Source organism: Clostridium sp. TF11-13AC (genome assembly GCF_003481065.1).
Lineage (GTDB): Bacteria > Bacillota > Clostridia > Lachnospirales > Lachnospiraceae > Otoolea > Otoolea fessa.
Genome location: NZ_QUKJ01000001.1, coordinates 473,675 through 492,823, shown reverse-complemented (window position 1 = coordinate 492,823; position 19,149 = coordinate 473,675). Strand labels below are relative to the sequence as shown.

General features: G+C 49.0%; 16 protein-coding genes. 2 read left to right on the top strand and 14 right to left on the bottom strand.

The annotated features are described in order from the left end of the window. Positions 1 to 6 precede the first annotated feature (6 nt). The 10 genes from DXD12_RS02110 to DXD12_RS02065 all read right to left on the bottom strand — a co-directional run bounded on the left by DXD12_RS02110 (position 7) and on the right by DXD12_RS02065 (position 12,124). Positions 7 to 735, bottom strand: coding sequence for a response regulator transcription factor (locus DXD12_RS02110; protein ID WP_118472683.1), 729 nt, complete (start codon positions 733 to 735; stop codon positions 7 to 9). Then, positions 735 to 2,408, bottom strand: coding sequence for a Na/Pi cotransporter family protein (locus DXD12_RS02105; RefSeq protein ID WP_022358706.1), 1,674 nt, complete (start codon positions 2,406 to 2,408; stop codon positions 735 to 737). Before DXD12_RS02105 ends, DXD12_RS02110 begins: the two co-directional genes overlap by 1 nt. 166 nt (positions 2,409 to 2,574) lie before the next feature. Beyond that, positions 2,575 to 3,675 (bottom strand): tRNA-dihydrouridine synthase family protein, encoded by a 1,101-nt coding sequence (locus tag DXD12_RS02100; protein ID WP_118522663.1) that lies wholly within the window; start codon positions 3,673 to 3,675, stop codon positions 2,575 to 2,577. Between the two features lie 5 nt (positions 3,676 to 3,680). Continuing rightward, entirely contained in the window at positions 3,681 to 4,247 is a 567-nt protein-coding gene (gene cbiT / locus DXD12_RS02095; RefSeq protein ID WP_106999977.1) for a precorrin-6Y C5,15-methyltransferase (decarboxylating) subunit CbiT, read from the bottom strand. Positions 4,248 to 4,286: 39 nt separating this feature from the next. Beyond that, positions 4,287 to 7,469 (bottom strand): cobyrinate a,c-diamide synthase, encoded by a 3,183-nt coding sequence (locus DXD12_RS02090; RefSeq protein WP_106999978.1) that lies wholly within the window; start codon positions 7,467 to 7,469, stop codon positions 4,287 to 4,289. Further along, complete coding sequence (gene cobJ / locus DXD12_RS02085) at positions 7,462 to 8,145, bottom strand: precorrin-3B C(17)-methyltransferase (RefSeq protein WP_117795792.1); 684 nt, start codon at positions 8,143 to 8,145, stop codon at positions 7,462 to 7,464. Before cobJ ends, DXD12_RS02090 begins: the two co-directional genes overlap by 8 nt. A gap of 29 nt (positions 8,146 to 8,174) precedes the next feature. Then, positions 8,175 to 9,518, bottom strand: a complete 1,344-nt coding sequence (locus DXD12_RS02080) for a cobalamin biosynthesis protein (RefSeq protein WP_118637192.1) — start codon at positions 9,516 to 9,518, stop codon at positions 8,175 to 8,177. Between the two features lie 19 nt (positions 9,519 to 9,537). After that, positions 9,538 to 10,311: a precorrin-4 C(11)-methyltransferase gene (gene cobM / locus DXD12_RS02075; RefSeq protein WP_118637190.1), complete on the bottom strand. Its 774-nt coding sequence runs from the start codon at positions 10,309 to 10,311 to the stop codon at positions 9,538 to 9,540. A 23-nt stretch (positions 10,312 to 10,334) separates the two neighbouring features. After that, a complete protein-coding gene (gene cbiD / locus DXD12_RS02070) occupies positions 10,335 to 11,567 on the bottom strand; it encodes a cobalt-precorrin-5B (C(1))-methyltransferase CbiD (protein WP_118637188.1) in 1,233 nt (410 codons plus the stop codon). Between the two features lie 323 nt (positions 11,568 to 11,890). Next, positions 11,891 to 12,124, bottom strand: coding sequence for a hypothetical protein (locus tag DXD12_RS02065; protein ID WP_118637186.1), 234 nt, complete (start codon positions 12,122 to 12,124; stop codon positions 11,891 to 11,893). A 127-nt stretch (positions 12,125 to 12,251) separates the two neighbouring features. On the opposite strand from DXD12_RS02065, the gene DXD12_RS02060 reads away from it, so the two are divergent. After that, complete coding sequence (locus DXD12_RS02060) at positions 12,252 to 13,667, top strand: alanine/glycine:cation symporter family protein (protein ID WP_118637184.1); 1,416 nt, start codon at positions 12,252 to 12,254, stop codon at positions 13,665 to 13,667. 65 nt (positions 13,668 to 13,732) lie between these two features. Here the strand turns inward: DXD12_RS02060 and DXD12_RS02055 are convergent, their stop codons facing one another. After that, positions 13,733 to 14,911, bottom strand: coding sequence for a phosphoribosylaminoimidazolecarboxamide formyltransferase (locus DXD12_RS02055; protein ID WP_106999982.1), 1,179 nt, complete (start codon positions 14,909 to 14,911; stop codon positions 13,733 to 13,735). Positions 14,912 to 15,117: 206 nt separating this feature from the next. Next, on the bottom strand, positions 15,118 to 15,831 hold the full coding sequence (locus DXD12_RS02050; protein WP_117795557.1) for an IMP cyclohydrolase: 714 nt from the start codon (positions 15,829 to 15,831) through the stop codon (positions 15,118 to 15,120). Between the two features lie 579 nt (positions 15,832 to 16,410). Here DXD12_RS02050 and upp point away from each other — a divergent pair. After that, a complete protein-coding gene (gene upp, locus DXD12_RS02045; RefSeq protein WP_022358719.1) occupies positions 16,411 to 17,040 on the top strand; it encodes a uracil phosphoribosyltransferase in 630 nt (209 codons plus the stop codon). Positions 17,041 to 17,387: 347 nt separating this feature from the next. On the opposite strand, the gene DXD12_RS02040 is transcribed toward upp, so the two are convergent. Both DXD12_RS02040 and DXD12_RS02035 read right to left on the bottom strand, forming a co-directional pair. Continuing rightward, positions 17,388 to 17,906, bottom strand: a complete 519-nt coding sequence (locus tag DXD12_RS02040; protein WP_118472690.1) for a hypothetical protein — start codon at positions 17,904 to 17,906, stop codon at positions 17,388 to 17,390. 12 nt (positions 17,907 to 17,918) lie between these two features. Continuing rightward, positions 17,919 to 19,070 carry an AAA family ATPase gene (locus tag DXD12_RS02035; protein ID WP_118490806.1) on the bottom strand — a complete coding sequence of 384 codons (1,152 nt, stop codon included), beginning with the start codon at positions 19,068 to 19,070 and terminating at the stop codon, positions 17,919 to 17,921. Positions 19,071 to 19,149 lie beyond the last annotated feature (79 nt).

The following is a 19,149-nucleotide window of genomic DNA, read 5'->3' as shown; positions in this document are numbered from 1 at the left end:
GTTTCATCACTTTCCCGCTTCTTTTTCCTTTAAAAACCGATAGCCCACGCCGCGCACTGTCTTGATCTGGGCTCCGGCGTCATGCAGCTTCTGCCGGAGTGTCTTGATGTGCATATCCAGCGTTCTCGTCTCCCCATCATAGTCATAGCCCCAGATATGGTCGAGAAGCTCGTCGCGCGTCACCACCCGGTTGATATGTTCCATGAGATATGTTAAAAGTTCAAATTCTTTGAGCGTCAGCTCCGTCCGGTCGCCGCAGGCAATCACCTCTCGCGTCTCCCGGTTGATGCTGACTTCACCGATCGTCAGGCTGGAAACCTCCTCTTTTGCAGGTTCCACCCGCTTTAAAAGGTTTCTGACGCGCGCCGAAAGCTCCAGAATACCGAAGGGTTTCGTCATGTAGTCGTCAGCACCGTTGTCAAGTCCCTGTACAATATCCATCTCACGATCCTTTGCCGTCAGCATCAGGACCGGGGCTGCGGAAAAGTCCGGCATCTCCCGGATCTTGCGGATCGCCGCCATGCCGTCCATCCCCGGCAGCATCCAGTCGAATACAAACATCGCCGGATACTCCCGCTGCGCCTCCCTGCCTCTCCGAAGCAGGGCCGAAAGGCTGTCAAGCGCTTCCTCTGCCGTCTCAAATCCGCTGGCGCAGTAACCGAAGTTTTCCAGTGCCACGCAGATCAGATTCCGGATATTTTCATCATCCTCAATCACATATATCCGATATTTCATTACTGCATCTCTTCCTTTACGTAGCCAGCTACATTCTTGGCATGATCCGCGATTCTCTCATAATTTGCCAGTGCATCCAGGAAGATAACACCGCCCTCAATCTTGCATTCTCCATTGGAAAGACGGTTCATATGGCTCTCGCGCATCTCCTCCTCCATATTGTCAACCTCTTCCTCCCAGCGGGCAGTCTGACGTACTTTCTGCATGTCATGCGCCTGACGCGCCTCCACGGACGCCTCGACCGATTTAAGCGTTGCATCTGCAATCGTCCGCAGCTCTTTCAGCGCCAGATCCGAGAAATCAATATTCACATTCTCAATCCGTTTCTTGGCAAGCTCTGCTAAGTTTTCACAGTGGTCACCGACACGTTCAAGATCACCGATTGTATAATACATATTCTTAACAAGAAGATGCTGTTCATCATTTAAGGAGAGGTTGTTGATCTTTAAGAGATATTCGGTCAGCATTTTCTCCATGCGGTCGATGGTCTCTTCATTTTCAAATACCTGTTCACAGAAATTATCATCTGCATCTACTAAGGCTGCTGTCGCTATTTTTAAGTTGGCAACCGCTACCTTACCCATGTTGACAACCTCGTTGCACGCCGTCTCAATCGCAAAGGACGGAGTTTCGAGGATACGGTCGTCTAAGTGACGGATCATCTCGGTCTCGACACTGTTTGCCGACCACTCTTTCTCTGTCTCCTTCGGCTTCGGAACAATCACATCCGATGCCTTTACCAGGAAACCAGCAAACGGGAACATAATGCAGGTGTTGACAACGTTAAATATCGTATGGAAAATCGAAATTCCCACACTGTCCGCACGCGTCATCGCAAGCTCCGGATTCATCATAAACACGATGTATAAAGCGACGCCAAATACAACTGCACCCGTCACATTGAACAGAAGGTGAATGACCGCCGCACGCTTTGCCGTACGGGTCGTACCGATACAGGATAACAGCGCGGTCGCACAGGTACCGATGTTCTGTCCCAATGTAATAAAGACTGCTGACTGCCAGTTTACCATGCCGTTGATCGCCAGCATCTGTAAAATACCGACGGACGCGGAACTACTCTGGATGATTGCGGTAACTGCCAGACCGACTAAAATACCTAAAAGTGGATTCTGTCCCAGTACCCGGAAGGACTCGGAGAAGATCGGCGCATCCCGGTACGGCTCAATCGAACCGGACATGAAAGAAAGACCGATAAACAGGAGTGCAAAACCGATCAGGACTTCGGCACCCTCTTTTTTCTTGTGGCTCTTCGCAAACATCGTGATGAATGCGCCGATACCGAAGAGAACCGGTGCAAAGAACTCTGGCTTTAACACCTCGCCCCACTCACTCATCGACACAATCCAGCTCGTCACAGTCGTACCAATGTTGGCACCCATGATGATGCCGGTCGCCTGCAGAAGATTGATAATTCCGGCATTTACGAAACCAACGACCATAACCGTCGTCGCGGAACTACTCTGAATGATCGCGGTAACGCCCGCGCCCACCAGCACGCCCAGCAGGCGGTTCGAAGTCAGGATCTCAAGCACACGTTGTAAACGGTTGCCCGCAAACTTCTGCAGACCATCCGCCATCGACTCCATTCCATACAGGAACATTCCCAGTCCTCCAATGAACTGAAAGAGTGTTCCCAAAGTACTAATAGACATACATATTCTCCCATCATCTTTTGATCTTTACACATAGTATGTCTTCACTATATCAAATAAATGTAAAAATAACCAGCAGGAAATGTAAAATCTGTGTAAAATCTGATATTCGCAACACTGTACTGCCTGAATGAGAGGATGGTTACAGGACAGCCCGGTACCAATCCTATAGTGCCGGGTTTCGAAAGCCATCTTCCACAAACCGCCCGCTCGCAAACATCGCCTGAACAGCAGCCCGGTAGTCAGACAGCTTCTGTGCCTTCTTAATCTTCTTCAATTCTTTTTCACATCCCGGAAAATGGCACTGGAAATAGTACCAGAGTTCCTTCATTTTAAACAAAGTATTCCGGTCGCCGGACATGATTTCTGCATAACCGGTCAGGAGGCGATCGTGGAACTGCTGGAAAGATTGGAGATGATTCGAGGATGGCAGATTCCGCACCTCTCCAAAAATCCACGGGCTCGCAACCGCACCGCGCCCAAACATCAGTGCGGCTAATTTCATTTTTTTCTGCGTTTTACCGCTATCAGATGCTTCATCTTGTCCTACAATTTCTTTCATAAGTGCAGACGCATCCGCCGCCGAAAAAAGATTTCCATTATAGCTGACCGGGCAGCGGCTCTGCTCCAGCGCATACGCAAATGACTCCATCCGTATTTTCCCCTTATAATAGTCCTCGCGCACTCTCGGGTGTACAATCAGTTCTTCCAGCGGATAATGATTATAGATTGCGAGCAGGCGTGGAAATTCAGACGCTTCTTTCATGCCGATCCGGGTTTTGATCGACAAACGCACCGGCTTTCCATCCGCAGCGTGGATTTTTTCCAATCCGTTGCAGACTTCCTCCAGAAACAAGCTCAAATCTTCCGGCTCGGCTAAAAATCCCGCGCCCTTTTTCTTCGTAACCACCGTCCCCGACGGACAGCCCAGGTTCAGATTAACCGTCCTATATCCATACTCCGCCAGTTCCTCGCAAACCCACAGAAAATCTTCCGCCGAATGCGTCAGAATCTGCGGGATCAGGCATAATCCCTGATTATGCTCTGGAAGAATATCGTTCCTTTCCCTGGATGTCAGCTTATGGCTGGAACCTGGTGCAATGAACGGACTGTAATACCGGTCAACGCCCCCATAAATGACTGCATGCGCCTGCCGGAATACGTATCCCGTGATTCCCTCCATTGGTGCAAAATCTAATTTTACACTCCTTGCATCGTTCGCGCTTATACGATTCTCGCCCACTTTTAATGCCTCTGGCTGAATCATTTTCTTCACGCTTCATTTCCTCCCAGTGATATGATATAGATCGGATTCTGCCCTTTCATCAAATGACTGGAACCAATCTTCTCCGCTTTTGCAATCTGCATGGACAGAATCTCCGCCTCTATCCCGCGCTCTTTCAGGTAACTCATAAGCACTGTCAGAGACTCCAGCGCAATCAGGTTGATCACAATTCGGATATCTGGGTTCAAGCGGAACAATTCATCCAGAATCTCGCGCATCTGTCCGGTTGTTCCCCCGATAAATGCCCGATCCGGTCGGTGAACACTTACCTGTGCAAATGTCTCCGGCGCCTTTCCCGGCACGATCGTGACCGCCTCTGTTCTGGCTTTCTCACAATTTGCCCGGATCAGATCAACCGCCTCTTCCTTATATTCAAACGCACACACATGAATCCCCGGACAGCTTACCGCCGCTTCCACACTGACAGAACCCGTTCCCGCGCCAATGTCCCAGAACTCACAGTCCTCATACAATTCCAGCTTGGACAATGACACGGTCCGCACCTCACTCTTCGTCATCGGGACCTTGCCCCGGATAAACCATTCATCTCGCATTTGGTACTCCCCATTTTCTAAATTCTCATATAAATTCACTCAATTGGTATATTTTTGCTGACTCCCTTTGGCACATTCATCCAGCCATTTTCGCAAAAAATCTGGACAGGATGCATAATAGAGATGCGGAAATCCGCCAATCTGTCCTCCCTTTTCATGGATGCAGCGCCAGCTTCGGTTTCCGGTCGGTTTGACTGCCTCCCAGTCGGTGCCCGGATCTTCGCTCTCCCAGTAATGGAACTCATGCCCGTGAATTTCCTGACCGGATGAGGTCAGCAGACGCACATAGCCAAACCGGCGCAGGCGGTTCGTCCGGTAAGCGTCAAATGGATAAACGCCAGCCATTTCCCAGTGTTTTCCATCGCTTCCTTCAAGAGTACGGTGTAAATATAAAAATCCACCGCATTCCGCCAGAAACGGCATTCCCGCCGCAATCGACCGCCGGATACTCTCACGCATCGCCGCGTTCTTTGCCAGCTCCCGTGCATAATTCTCCGGATAACCGCCGCCAAATAAAAGCCCATCCACTCTGTCCGGGATTTTTTTATCCCTCAGTGGACTGAAATAAACCAGCTCCGCACCCATCTGTTCCAGAAGGCGGAAATTTTCCTGATAGTAGAAGCAGAATGCCTCGTCACGAGCAACACCGATGCGGACGCGCGAGGTGACTTTTTGCTCTTGACATGCTGGGAATTTCGCTATACTTTCCGCCTCCATTGATTCGTTTTCTGCTTTTTCTTTCTCTTTGTTTTCTATCCTCAATGGCAGCATCCCCGCTACTTCCAGCACCCGATCCACCGCAATCGACTTCTCCATCTGATCTGCCAATCGCCCGATCCGCTCGCGCAGCCGATCGATCTCGCCCGGCAGAAAAAGTCCCAGATGGCGGCTTTCCATGCGGTATTCCTCGGATTCCGGCAGATAACCAAGCACCGGAAGCCCCGACGCCTCTTCCACGGCTGCTGCCAGCCGCTCATAATACATCGAAGAAACCCGGTTCAAAATCACTCCGGCAATATGGCTTTTTTTCCGGAAATGCAAAAATCCAGATGCCATTGCTGCCGCCGACAACGATGCGCCCTTACAGTCCAGCACCAGAATCGCCGGCGTGTCTGTGATCTCTGCAATCTCCCAGCTGCTGGCGGACGTTTCTGTTCCGCCCAAGCCGTCATAATAGCCCATGACACCCTCTAAAACTGCAATTCCCGCCTGTTCTTCCCGCACTGCATCCACCAAAACCTTCCGCACGCCTTCCGCCGGCAGAAAAAAGCTATCGAGATTTCGCCCGGGAATGCCGAGCACATAGCGGTGAAACATTGGATCGATATAGTCCGGTCCACATTTGCACGCGATCGGATTCAGACCGCGGCGGCGAAGGATTTCAAGCAGTCCGCAGGTCAAAAGAGTTTTTCCACTGCCGCTTTTGGGGGCGGCAAGCATGATGCGTGGACATGCTCTGACAGAAGCCTCATGTGGCAAAAGTTTATCTGCATCATTTTTATATGATTCTGTTACTCGAACATCGGATGGCATTTTTTCTGACACCATTTTCTGTTCATATATCAACTTCTCTACATTTTTTGTTTCTGTATTGTTACCATCTGTAATCTTTTCCTCTTCGTTCTGCCCACGCTTTATTTCATCCGTGACTTCCAGCAGCATCAAGCTCAAATCCGCAAATTCCAATTTTTTCATTTCTTCCGCGGTTCCGCTCCGGATCTGCTCTTCCGGGTACGATAAGTTTTCACCAACCGTCACCTGTACATTTCCATATCCCGCCTGTGTCAGACGTTCACAAAACTGTCCAGCTCCATTTTTGCCGCCCATGAGGATAAACGCACGCTTAGCCGGTTCTTCTGGATCACACAGACGTTTCATCACCCGATCGACAGACAATTCTCTTCCATGTGCGGAATAAATCGCCGCATCTTCCCAGTGCGTCCCCAGGCGTGCCGCCAGATAACTGACACAGGATGTACCCGGATAGACGGTAAATGGATAACCAGCTTCCCGCAGCCGCTCTGCCATCCTGGATGCCCCGCTGAAAAAGCCGGTATCACCCGAATACAGGATGACCGCCTGCTTCCATTCCGGGTGCTTCGATACAATCTGTATCACATCGTCAGGAAGATATGCTTTATAGCACTTCGTTTCTTTTTCCACCGCAGCCGCTGATTCCTGTCTGTTTTCAGCTTTTCCTTCCTTGCTAATCAGCAAATCATTCTGCAGCGCTCTCTCCGCGGATTCCAGCATACGCCCCGCGCCAATCAAGGCGTCACTCTCTCGAATTGCCCGAAGGACTTCCCCTGTCATCTGGGACGGCTGTCCCATGCCAATTCCCGCCAGAATCAAATGTGTTTTTAACTCTCCAACATTCCCCTCATCCGCCTTCTTCAGCACCTCCATTGCCTCTTCCAGCGAAATACCATCCTCCTCCGGTCTGCGGATCACAACCACTCTGGTTCCATTTTCACGCGCCGCTTCCACCTTTTCCTGAAATCCGCCCGCACGCCCGGAATCTTTCGTCAATAGCCACTCCGCTTTTGTCTGTCGGAGAAATAGCGTATTCATTTCGGTGGAAAAAGGTCCCTGCATCGCAATCAGATGGCTGCCAGTTATCCCCAATTTTTCACATTTCTTCAAAACATTCGAAGTTGGAAGCACTCTCGCATACACCCGTTTTTGATAATCTGGTATCTGGCACAGGGCTTCCAGTTCTTTACTGCCGGTTGTGGCAAAAATCACGCCGGAAACAGAAGAAAGAAATGACACTGCCTCCTGAATGGAATCAACCTCGACCCAATCACGTGCTTTGTTTTGTTCGCCCTCTGCGCGCAGGCACCGTTCCAGGCGGACACCGGTCCGTCCGCACGCTTCCTGGATTTCTTCTGAAACAAGTCTGGCATGCGGATGTGTTGCATCGATCACAAGATGAATCCCCTGGTTTCGGATAAATTCTTCCATCTGGTAACGATCCATCCGTCCACGTAAGACTTTTATCACTGAGGATGCCTGAACCGTTTTCAAGTTTTTCTTTGCAAGGCAAGTATTGTGGTTCAAATCTGGATTCCCTGCATTCCCAGATTCCATCAGCTCCTCCTGCAAAAGCTCCTCTCCATACTCCGAAGCCACGCTGACCCACGCCTCAATCTTTTCCCGGCTACAATATTCCGCCAGCAGGCGCCCTTCTGTCGTTCCTCCAAATATCCATATTTTACACATCGCGGTATCCCCTCGGTGTCACCAGACATCCATTTAACATCTGCGTTTCCTTATTTCCAATAAATACGGTCGTAAACATATCCACCGGCGTCTTTTCCAGTTCTGCCAGTGTCAGAAGGTGCACCGCCTCGCCCTCGCGGCCAATATTCTGTACATATCCGCAGGCAGTCTCACCACTTTTATACTCTAAAAGAATCCGGCAGGCACGCTCCAGATAATCGTGGCGTTTCCGGCTGGATGGATTGTAGAGGCAGATAATAAAATCCGCTTCCGCCGCTGCACGCAGCCTTTTTTCGATCACTTCCATCGGCGTCAGAAGGTCACTCAGGCTGATCACCGCAAAATCATGTCCCAACGGTGCACCGAGAATGGCTCCGCCTCCCAGCGCTGCCGTCACTCCTGGAATTACTTCCACGTTCACATCCGGGTACGCCTCTGCCATCTGCAACACCAGCCCCGCCATGCCATAGACGCCGCTGTCCCCACTGCAGATCATTGCTGTTTTCCGACCATCCTGCGCCGCTTTTAATGCCATCTCACAGCGTTCCTTTTCCTGGCGCATCGGCGTTGTCAGAAATTCCGCCTGTGGATAAAATTCTTTTACCAGGTCCACGTATACCGTATAACCGATGATCACCTGGCTTTCCCGCAAAATGCGGTCTGCCCGGACCGTCATCTGTTCTCTCGCCCCCGGTCCAATTCCGATCACGTATAATTTTTTTTCTTCCACTGCTGCCTCCTTACTTGCTCCGATGCCGGAACCGCTACTGCTGCCGTCACACCGTTAAACGCCATTTTCTGTACTCTCAGATCAATCGCAGGCAGATTTTTCTCATCCATCTCCCGTTCCCGGTAAATCCGGCGCACCCCCATGACGGCTGCACGCTCACAAACATTTCCTACCCCTACTGTCTTCCGCACAAACGGCGATTCTGCAAACTTCGTACCGGCACTTTCCAGCTCTTCCGGGGTAAAACTCCACAGTTCCACATCCCACTCCTTCGCAAGCGCCAGAAATGCCATCTCATTTTTCTTCCGATCTACCGTTGCAATCGCCCGCACCGCACTTTTATCAATCATCGCCCGAGAAAGTGCCACTCTTGCCATCTCCCGGACAGCATTCAGGGAGGAATCCCGGCGGCATCCCATTCCAAGAACAACCGTTCGCGGATACAGGCGCAGAAGTTCCGGCGTACCTGATTCATTTTCCGACTCATAACTTTGCTCTTTCTTCTGCTCACTTTTCTGCCCAGGCGATCCTATATCGGATTTTCCGACAGACATATCTATCTCAGCCGCCTTCGCCGAATCGCCGGTTTCCACTGCCACTACCGCCGCTGCTTTGGCTGCATCCCGCTGTTCCTTCTTCTCCTGCAGCCCAATCACCATATCCCGGCGCACCAGAGACGCTGGGGCATTTTTCGGGCATCCGCCCTGTTTCAGCGTCACATAGATGTTTTCCTTCTGCCATACGCCCGGAGTAATCTCTGCCGGAACGATTCCATCTACTGGATAATCACTGAAAAAGCCAATTTTTTCACCTCGCAGCTCCGCCGCAGAGATTTGTTTCGCCAGTTCCCGGTCACTGATTACCAGCTCATTTTCCGCTGCAAATACATCAACTGCAAATGCCTGCCGCAGATCCGTTGCCGTCGTAATTACCGGTTCTGCCCCCAGAATCTGCGCCGCTGCCTCTGCCAGTTCATTGCATCCGCCCACATGTCCAGACAAAATCGGGATCGCATAACGCCCCTGCTCATCGATCACCAGCACCGCCGGATCTTTCAGCTTATCCTGCACCCACGGCGCAATCAAACGGACTGCAATCCCCGCCGCCCCGACAAACAAAATTGCTTCCTTCTCCTGAAATGCTTCCTTGACCACCTGTTTCAGCGGTTTCGAATGTTCGGATCCTGTATAATCTAAAAAGTCAAACGCCTCTTCCATCTGCTGGCTTAATTTCTCCAGCAGGCGCGTCGCCGTCTCTTTTCCCTGTGCAGTAAAGCAAATGCAGATACCGTTCCTGACCCGAAGTTTCAACTGCTCCATTTATAACAATCCCTTTCTATTACTCATATACAAAACCATCCGTCCCCTGACGGAATTCAGTTGTGAATTCTGGCGCATATAAACGTGAGCGCTCGTATCCCGCCTGGGCAGTCACATCCCCGACGATAATCAGAGCTGTTTTTTTGATATTTTCCTGCTCTGCCGCCTCTGCAAGCGTGGCAACCGTGCAGACAACCCGCTTTTCATCCGGCCAGGTCGCTTTGTACACGATCGCCGCTGGCGTGTCCGCCTCATATCCGCCCTTTATCAGCTCTTCCGAAAGCTTCTTCAGCATTCCCGTGCTTAAAAATATAACCATAGTCGCATGATGCGCTGCAAACGACGCGATGCTCTCCCGCTCCGGCACCGGCGTCCGCCCCGCCATCCGGGTGATAATCACGCTCTGCGAAACGCCCGGCAAGGTATATTCCAGATTCAATGCAGATGCCGCGCCGCAGAAAGAGCTGACGCCCGGACATACCTTATAAGAGATATTTAACTTGTCCAGCTCGTCCATCTGTTCCCGGATCGCACCATACACGCAGGGGTCGCCCGTGTGAAGCCGCACCGTCATCTTACCCGTCGATTCCGCTTCTTGGATCTTTTCGACTACTTCTTCCAGCGTCATTTTCGCACTGTCATAGACAACGGCTGATTCTTTTTTATAATCCAAAAGCTCTGGATTGACCAGAGAACCTGCGTAAATAATCTGGTCTGCCTGATTCAAAAGGCGTGCTCCCCGCACTGTGATTAAATCTGGCGCTCCCGAACCTGCTCCGACGAAATATACCATATATGTGATTTCTCCTTTTTTATTTAATATTCGAATCTCAACTTTTCGTAATTTATGATTCTTCTATCTATCATTACTTCCATGCCTCTCTCCATCTCCAGCAGCTCCCGCACATATGCATCCGCCCCAGCTGTCCGCGCCATCAGTCCATAATTGCTCGAAAATAGCATTACCTCCGTCTGAACGCCGCTCTCTTCTTCCAATACCGCTTTGACCTGATTCGCTACCTGCTCCATGACCTGTTTCAGATATCCATGTTCATATAGGAAATCTGCCGCTTCCTCAGTCGTATTCATCGGCAGCAGGGCATCTGCCTCCGGAAATCCAACGGTCCGCGCGCATGCAGACAAAATCTCCATCCGTCTGTCACCATACCGGGAATGTGTATTCATCACACCACCTGCCACTTTGACCAGTTTTCCAACATGCCCTGCCAAAAGCGCCTGGTGAATTCCTTCCTGTGAAAGCATTTTAAAGCTGGTCCCGATAAAATTACTGCACTTGATGAAATTTTCCATCGAAAGCCCGGTTTCTTCTTTTAAAAATCGTTCTCCATAATTGCCTGGCGCCACTGCCAGCAGCGAAACATCCTCCTGAGCGTGCACCCGGATATCCAGCCGGATCGTCTCAACCAATGCTGCCTCACTCATCGGGTTCACAATCCCAGTTGTTCCAAGCACCGAGATACCACCGATGATCCCCAGATGCGGGTTAAACGTTTTCTCCGCCAGCTCCCGCCCGGCAGGGATAGAAATCTCAATCCGCAAAGGTAACTCCGGCATGCCCGCCTCCCGGCGTGCCAGAGCCGCCTCCCGTAAAATAGCCGTCCGCGGTACCGGGTTGATCGCGTAATGCCCCACCGGACACGAAAGACCGTCCCGCGTCACCATGCCGATGCCCTCGCCGCCGGTTACCTCAATTCCCGGATACGCCGGGTCTGTGTAACCGCTTTCAGTTATGCTATCATGACAAGCCAGGACGGCCCGTGCACAAACCAATGTCCCATTCGTCACATCCGGATCGTCACCGGAGTCCTTCTGTACACCGCATACTGCACTATCTTCCTCCCGCTCTGCCCGGACAATCGGCAGAATCGCCCGGACGCCGGAAGGTGTCACTGTCTCTGCCGCCGCAGGTGCTTCCCCTGTGCAGAGAAACAACACCGCCGCCCGCGTACACGCCGCCGCGCAGGTTCCGGTCGTAAATCCGGTTCGAAGTTCCTTTTTTTCATCTGTCTGTTTCTTTTCCGTCTCCATCTGCCTCCCTGTATGCCATTTTCTGCCTGAAGATTCTTCTGTCCATTATAGGAGATTTACACCCGACTTTCAACTTATTACTATTTATCTTTATTTAAAATTCCAGTAACAATCCCTCATTTTTCCCTTGCACTTTCCTCAACTGTGCGGTACAATACGGAATATAAATAAGTAGATTTAATTACATATTCAAGAAATAGTTATTATAAACGTGCAAGGACAGCTAACATGTAAATATAAAAAACCGGAAAGATCTTCTCTTTCCGGCATTTTAAGTCTCACACACTTTAAAACAATACAGTTTTAAACAACAACGTGAAACATTATTGGGTACGGACAACCAGATGAGCATTGACATACTCCCAGGAGTATGTGCCCGCTTTGCCGCCGTCCTCAATGAAAAATGGAGTTACCATCTTGTAGCCTTCATCCATCATCATGGTTGCAGCTTCCAGACATGATTCCTCTTCGTTTTCAAAATCAACATTAATGCATGGATTCTCTTCCATGGAAGGATTGTCCTCATTCGGATCTAAATGTGCAATTGCGTACTGCATATGAATTCTCCTTTTCCTATGATACTGAGAGTCTGAAAACTCCCTGCCACTCATTATAACTATCTTTCAATCAAGCGTCAAGCACCTGCGGGCGCACCTTTACTATATAAAATTTTGAGGTGAAAACATGAACACAATTATCAATTTAATCGAAAAAACCTACTATTTCCTCTGGGGTGACTGGATTCATCTGCCGCTTCCTGGCGGAACAACCATCAACCTGCCGCTTCTGGTTCTTCTGCTCGTCCCGACCGGTATCTTCTGTACTATCCAGACGCGGTTCCTGCAGATCCGAATGCTTCCGGATATGCTGCGCGCGCTGCTGGAAAAGGCCGAAACCGGACACAAAGGTGGCTCTCTCTCCGCACTCCAGGCACTGATCGTGTCAACTGCGACCCGCGTTGGTATGGGAAATCTTGTCGGTATCGTTGCCGCTCTCTCCGCCGGAGGCGCCGGTGCGTTGTTCTGGATGTGGGTAACCGCGCTGCTCGGTTCGGCAACCGCTTTCATCGAGGCGACCTTAGCCCAGCTTCACAAACAGCCGGATCCGCTCTACGGCGGTTACCGCGGCGGTCCTGCTTACTACATTCACGACTGGATCAACAGCAAACGCCAGAAACAGGGAACGCCGGTTTCGAAGAAAAATCTTCTCTCCGTGCTGTTTGCGCTCTCCGGTCTGATCTGCTGGTGCGGTATCAGCCAGGTCATCAGTAATTCCGTGACCTCTTCTTTTAAGAATGCATTCTGCATCCCGCCGATCTACTCATGCCTGTTTTTAGTTCTCCTTGCGGCAGTCATCGTTCTTCGGAAAAATGCCTCCGTCAGGGTTCTGGATCTGCTGGTTCCGATCATGGCAGGCATTTACATTATCCTGACCCTGTTTTTAATTATCGTGAACTTCCGCCAGCTTCCAGGCGTTTTTGCCCGCGTTTTTGAGGAAGCACTCGGTCTGCGCCAGGCAATCGCAGGCGGCTTCGGCGCCGTATTGATGAACGGTGTCAAACGGGGACTTTTCTCCAATGAAGCAGGAAGCGGTTCCGCCCCGTGTGCGGCAGCAACGGCAGAAACCTCCCATCCTGCCAAAGTCGGACTGATGCAGGCGATGGGCGTTTTCATCGACACGCTTCTCTGCACCTGCACAGCCATGATCATGCTGCTGGTCCCGGCTGATAAAATCTCCGGTCTGGAGGGCATGGATCTGCTGCAGGCGGCGATGAGCTGGCATTTCGGGGAATTAGGCGTCATTTTCATAGCCGTGATCCTGTGGCTGTTCAGCTTCACGACCTTCATCGGCATCCTCTTCTATGCCCGCTCCAATGTGAGCTACCTCTTCGGAGACACCTGGGCCGCCCAGACGGCGTACAAGATTCTCGCCCTGATCATGATGTTTGTCGGCGGACTGACTGCCTACACCTTTGTCTGGGATCTCGGTGATGTCGGTGTCGGTCTGATGACCGTCTTCAACCTGATCGCGCTGATTCCGATGTCGAAAGAAGCACTTGTAAGCCTGCGGGATTATGAGGCAAAATATAAGAAATCATAGCCACTTTATTTCGAAATAAAAAGGGCGTGTGAAAAAACTTTCTTTTTTTCACACGCCCTTTTTCATTAATGATGGAACAGACGGATTCCCGTAAATGCCATTACAATGCCATATTTATTGCAAACCTCGATTACATTGTCATCACGAACCGATCCGCCCGGCTGTGCGATGTACTGAACGCCGCTCTTGTGCGCGCGCTCAATGTTGTCGCCAAATGGGAAGAATGCATCAGAACCGATGGTTACACCCTTCATGCCATCCAGCCATGCGCGTTTTTCCTCACGGGTAAATACCGGCGGTTTTACCTTGAAAATTTTCTGCCATGCGCCCTCTTCCAGCACATCCATATATTCTTCTCCGATATAAACATCGATCGCATTGTCGCGGTCTGCACGCTTGATTCCATCCACAAACTGAAGATTTAACACCTGCGGAGATTGGCGCAGATACCAGTTGTCGGCTTTCTGACCTGCCAGACGGGTACAATGTACACGGGACTGCTGACCTGCGCCGATACCGATCGCCTGTCCGTCCTTCACGTAGCAGACAGAGTTGGACTGTGTATATTTCAGGGTAATCAAAGATACGATCATGTCGATCTTCGCGTTATCCGGCAGCTCTTTATTCTCAGTCACGATATTCTCCAGCAGCTCACGGTTGATTGCCAGATTATTTCTACCCTGCTCAAAGGTCACGCCAAATACCTGTTTGCGCTCCACCGGAGCCGGTACATAATCCGGATCGATTTCAATGACATTGTACTTGCCATTTTTCTTTGATTCCAGAATCTCCAGCGCCTCCTTGGTATATCCCGGAGCAATCACGCCATCCGATACTTCTCTCTTGATGATGCGCGCCGTATCTGCATCGCAGACATCCGACAGAGAAATAAAATCGCCGAAGGAAGACATGCGGTCTGCACCTCGTGCTCTGGCATATGCACACGCAAGCGGAGATAAGTCTCCCATATCATCGACCCAGTAAATCTTACGCATCGTCTCGTCTAACGGAAGTCCTACCGCTGCACCTGCCGGAGAAACGTGCTTAAAAGAAGTTGCCGCCGGAAGCCCGGTTGCCTCTTTCAGTTCTCTTACCAGCTGCCAGCCATTGAACGCATCCAGGAAATTGATATATCCCGGTTTGCCGCAAAGTACCTTGATCGGAAGCTCACTGCCGTCCGCCATAAAAATGCGGGACGGTTTCTGGTTCGGGTTGCATCCATATTTTAACTCAAGTTCGTTCATCTTCATTCCTCCTGTATACCCATTTAAACGCATGATTCAAATGCTGTTTCAAGTCGAACGTCCGTGAGACTTGGCGCGTGATTCTGGTCAGCGAAGCTGACATATTCTTTACAGAATCACTGCGCATCCTCGCGGAGCGTTTATCTCTGACCTGTTTTCATTTTCAGACGGTTTTTGACTTTTTTTAACTATTTTCCAGTCTGTTCCTACTTATTTTTATTAATGATCTTCGTCTGTGTCTCTCTGGTCGCAATATCAATATAGCGCACAAACAGAGATACCTTATTATCCGGGTTCAGATTCTCCCAGAGTGTCGCTGCAAACTCATCCAGGCTGTCCGGAATCTCGATCTTTTTCGGCTCACCCTCGAAGCTCGGAAGCGGATTGCCGTCGTGCATATAGGTGTGGATGAAATGTCCCTCGCCTGCAACCGGCTTCTCATACGCATATGTATAACGATGGCAGGAATCCGGATTGCCGTCGTTGGATTTCAGAATCGACAGCGCATAGTTGTAACCGCCATCCTCGATATGCAGGATACCGGAAATACGAGGTGTGTAGTTCGGCGCATCCGGCTCGAACTCGCGGCTTCTGAGGGACTGCTCAAAGGTCATCTGGCGATCCATTCCCTCATAAATCGTATCAGTCTGATCGCCGTTGGTCACGATCGTTTTATTTCCCAGCACACGGACCGGTGCATAGATAATCAGACTCGGATCTTCCAGCTTCGCCGGGTCAAATGCCTGTGTGCGGATGCCCTCACCTTCTTCTACAAACACACGGTTGCGGCTGTTCTCGCTTCTTCCCATGATAAAGTATGCCGTAACCGCCTTCTTTCCGTCCGGCGTCCGTCCAATGATAATTCCGCGTCCCGGATAAGAATTGTTTTTCAGTTCCTCTGCTATCGATACAGTCTTCATAATGGCAAAGCTTCCTCCTTCATTGTTGTGCAATAATTCACTACTTTATATTTTACCACATTCTATTCTCATTTCCAGTTAGATTTATTGATTTGTTTTCAGAAGTATTGCTTATATATAATACTGGTATTATTTTTTATTCTAATAAACATATAAAAGCACCTGCATTCTTTTACAAATGCTCTGCACTACTTCATGACAAACCGCTCTTTTACCGAGTTACTGTTCACGCATACGTGCCCAGTAACGGAATTTGCCGTGGCTTCGCATTTAAATACGGCAAATTCCTGCTGCCACCACGTTTTCTTACGGCACTTTCAGTTCCAAAAGTGCCTACCCCGGAACAGTAACTTTACCGATGCTTTTTAACAAAATACATCATAAAACAGACTGTTCAATCTGTACAATTCGGTGTATAATTAAAGAAAATATGCCATCAGGGCGATACATTTCACATATGTATACAGATTTTGGGAAATGACGGCATGAAGATAGCACAAAATTCGCAAGCGGTCTGCGCTATGCACCGTTACGAAAAAACGTTCATCATCAAAATTCAAGAAAAGGCAGGTTATGAATATGAAAAATGTAACAATTCTCGACCACCCGTTGATTCAGCACAAGATCTCGCTCCTCCGCAACAAGAACACCGGAACCAACGAATTCCGTTCCCTGACCGATGAGATTGCGATGCTGATGGGCTATGAAGCGCTTCGCGATCTTCCGCTGGAAGATCAGGAAGTAGAAACTCCGATCGAAACCTGCAGCACTCCGATGCTGGCTGGTAAAAAACTTGCCGTTGTCCCGATTTTACGTGCCGGTCTCGGTATGGTAAATGGTATTCTGGCACTCGTTCCGTCCGCAAAGGTTGGTCACATCGGACTCTACCGCGACGAGACAACCCATGAGCCGCACGAATACTACTGCAAGCTGCCAACCCCGATCGAACTGCGTACCATCGTTGTCACCGACCCGATGCTGGCAACCGGCGGTTCCGCAGTGGAGGCAATCGACTTTATCAAAGCACGCGGCGGAAAGAACATCAAATTCATGGCAATCATCGCTGCTCCGGAAGGATTAAAGAGACTGCATGAGGCACATCCGGATGTCCAGATCTATGTCGGTCATGTCGATCGCTGCCTGAATGAAAACGCTTACATCTGCCCAGGTCTGGGGGATGCAGGGGATCGGATTTTTGGTACGAAATAAATCAGAGTTGCCAACCTTCTCGGCATATCAGCAGACGACCTTCTCGTAGACAGTCTGACACACTCGGCTTCCACTGCCGATTCCGAGATTCACCGTCTGCTTTTGGACTGCAACACACTTGAGCAGGAGATTCTCACCCGAATGGTAAAGGAACTGAAAGCGATTTTATACGGATTGGGAGTATGATTTTGTAACCCGTTGACCACATAACACAAAAACCCGCATAAGCCACAACTGCACTTCGGAGCATGCCGGGGTGCTGTCTGTGGTTCATGCGGGATGAGGCAAAAAAAGAAGCCCACCAGCGTACTATGTAGGATTTACACGGTACTCCAGTGGGCAAATCTTTATTTTAACAGATCTGATAAACTATATTCACCTTTAGGAATATTTGCGGTTCTACGGTACTCTTTTATTGCATTAACTAATGTCAGTGGATTACTAAAATAATCTTTTACAAAATCATACGATTTCACATTATGCATACGAAGATCTGATTTACAGAATTCACTCGGTTTCTTTCCTGAACGCTTAAATCGCTCATAAGCTCCTTCGCTATGAATAATCAGCATCTCTATCTCCGGAGCAGTAATAACATTGATCACATCAACCTTCTTCTCATAGGCTTTGCTAAGCCTAAACTCTTCTCTCCGAGAGTCAAGAATCCTTATAACAGAAATCTGATCTTTAAATCCTTTACGTAAGAAGCGTTCCTCAAATGTCTTAGCACTCCTGCAGCGAATAACATTTTCTTCAAGCATATCTTCTCTTGTAAAAATCAAAAGATTATTATCCACTAGAACATCAATAATTGCAGCTTCTGCTGATCCTTCACATACACACGCTATATATGGTGCTAACTTCATCCTACCGCCCCCTTATTTAATTGAAGCGGCCAGATTTTTCTTCAAACGCATATATGCTTCATACGCTGGAGTTGTTCCTTCCAGAAATCCGCTTTGATATGCATCGCTCTTCTTAATGTCATTGCGCTTTAGAATATAGCTCAAGTTTTCCACTGTAATGCCATTTCGATTTCTTACGATACAAATTCCATCATTTCGGTCATATTCATCCAGCAGTTCCGGATAATGCGTTGTAAAAATCAGCGTTCCGCCTCTCTTGTTAAGTCGGCTATCCATGAAGAAACGCATCAGAGTCGTTACAATTTCTTTATTAAAATGATTTTCAATTTCATCTACCAGAAGGTATCCTCCAGATTGAAGAACCTCTTTCACCATCGAAAATGTAATAATGCCCTTAATTGTACCAGAAGACAAATACTGCTCAAGATCTACCGCATTATTCAAGATAATCTCATCTTCATCTCTAAATTTCAGATGAATAAATGTTTTTCCTTCCGCCTGCTCAAAACATAGCTTCTCGATAGTCGGGTCAAGAAAAGTAATTACTTCCAGCGGAATATCTTCTGTAAAAGGCAAAACATTCACATTCGTATATGAAAGAAGGCTAAACACCTCAACGGTGTCATTTACCTTTTTATTATGAGCGATAATAAAGCTGACATCATCTGAAAGGTAAGCTTCATTACTATTACGTGTGTCAACAGGCTCTATTCCATCGAAATCCGTCAAATATTTTTTCGACTTAACGCCTGCAATCGGCTTTTCCCATAGTCTTTCAGACAAGATTGAATACACATACTCGCCTGTCTTTGCCTTTTTCGCTGTAATCACGGTTTCAAGACAGCAGATATATTTGCGCTTATCATAAAAGTATGTGCGAATCGCAGCTTTCTCTGACCCTCCAAGAATGGTTTTTGCCTCCACATGATTGATTGGCTCATTCTTTATAATGTTCAGTGCTAAATTTATGACTTTCAGCACAGAGGTTTTGCCAGAAGCATTGATTCCAATAAACGCACATGCAGAATGAAGGTAATAGTTGTCAATCAGATTATACAGATTATTCCTGTCATCTTCACTCACACGCTGCTGAGTGTAAAAGCAAATATCCATGTCTTCCTTAAACAACGGAAGCCCTTGTGCTGTAATACGAAGTATTTTCATGTACCACTCTCCCTTTCAAAAACGGATTTCACGTTTTTATTTTTCATCAAGTTCATTATACTCTATTTCCCAGAAATTA

Coding starts and splice junctions, on each gene's coding strand:
- DXD12_RS02080 (WP_118637192.1), bottom strand. CDS start 9,518: ATGGAGCAGTTGAAACTTCGGGTCAGGAACGGTATCTGCATTTGCTTT.
- DXD12_RS02110 (WP_118472683.1), bottom strand. CDS start 735: ATGAAATATCGGATATATGTGATTGAGGATGATGAAAATATCCGGAAT.
- DXD12_RS02105 (WP_022358706.1), bottom strand. CDS start 2,408: ATGTCTATTAGTACTTTGGGAACACTCTTTCAGTTCATTGGAGGACTG.
- cbiD (WP_118637188.1), bottom strand. CDS start 11,567: ATGGAGACGGAAAAGAAACAGACAGATGAAAAAAAGGAACTTCGAACC.
- DXD12_RS02060 (WP_118637184.1), top strand. CDS start 12,252: ATGAACACAATTATCAATTTAATCGAAAAAACCTACTATTTCCTCTGG.
- DXD12_RS02100 (WP_118522663.1), bottom strand. CDS start 3,675: ATGATTCAGCCAGAGGCATTAAAAGTGGGCGAGAATCGTATAAGCGCG.
- cobM (WP_118637190.1), bottom strand. CDS start 10,311: ATGGTATATTTCGTCGGAGCAGGTTCGGGAGCGCCAGATTTAATCACA.
- DXD12_RS02035 (WP_118490806.1), bottom strand. CDS start 19,070: ATGAAAATACTTCGTATTACAGCACAAGGGCTTCCGTTGTTTAAGGAA.
- DXD12_RS02090 (WP_106999978.1), bottom strand. CDS start 7,469: ATGTGTAAAATATGGATATTTGGAGGAACGACAGAAGGGCGCCTGCTG.
- DXD12_RS02055 (WP_106999982.1), bottom strand. CDS start 14,911: ATGAACGAACTTGAGTTAAAATATGGATGCAACCCGAACCAGAAACCG.
- upp (WP_022358719.1), top strand. CDS start 16,411: ATGAAAAATGTAACAATTCTCGACCACCCGTTGATTCAGCACAAGATC.
- cobJ (WP_117795792.1), bottom strand. CDS start 8,145: ATGACGGTCCGGGCAGACCGCATTTTGCGGGAAAGCCAGGTGATCATC.
- DXD12_RS02040 (WP_118472690.1), bottom strand. CDS start 17,906: ATGAAGTTAGCACCATATATAGCGTGTGTATGTGAAGGATCAGCAGAA.
- cbiT (WP_106999977.1), bottom strand. CDS start 4,247: ATGCGAGATGAATGGTTTATCCGGGGCAAGGTCCCGATGACGAAGAGT.
- DXD12_RS02050 (WP_117795557.1), bottom strand. CDS start 15,831: ATGAAGACTGTATCGATAGCAGAGGAACTGAAAAACAATTCTTATCCG.
- DXD12_RS02065 (WP_118637186.1), bottom strand. CDS start 12,124: ATGCAGTACGCAATTGCACATTTAGATCCGAATGAGGACAATCCTTCC.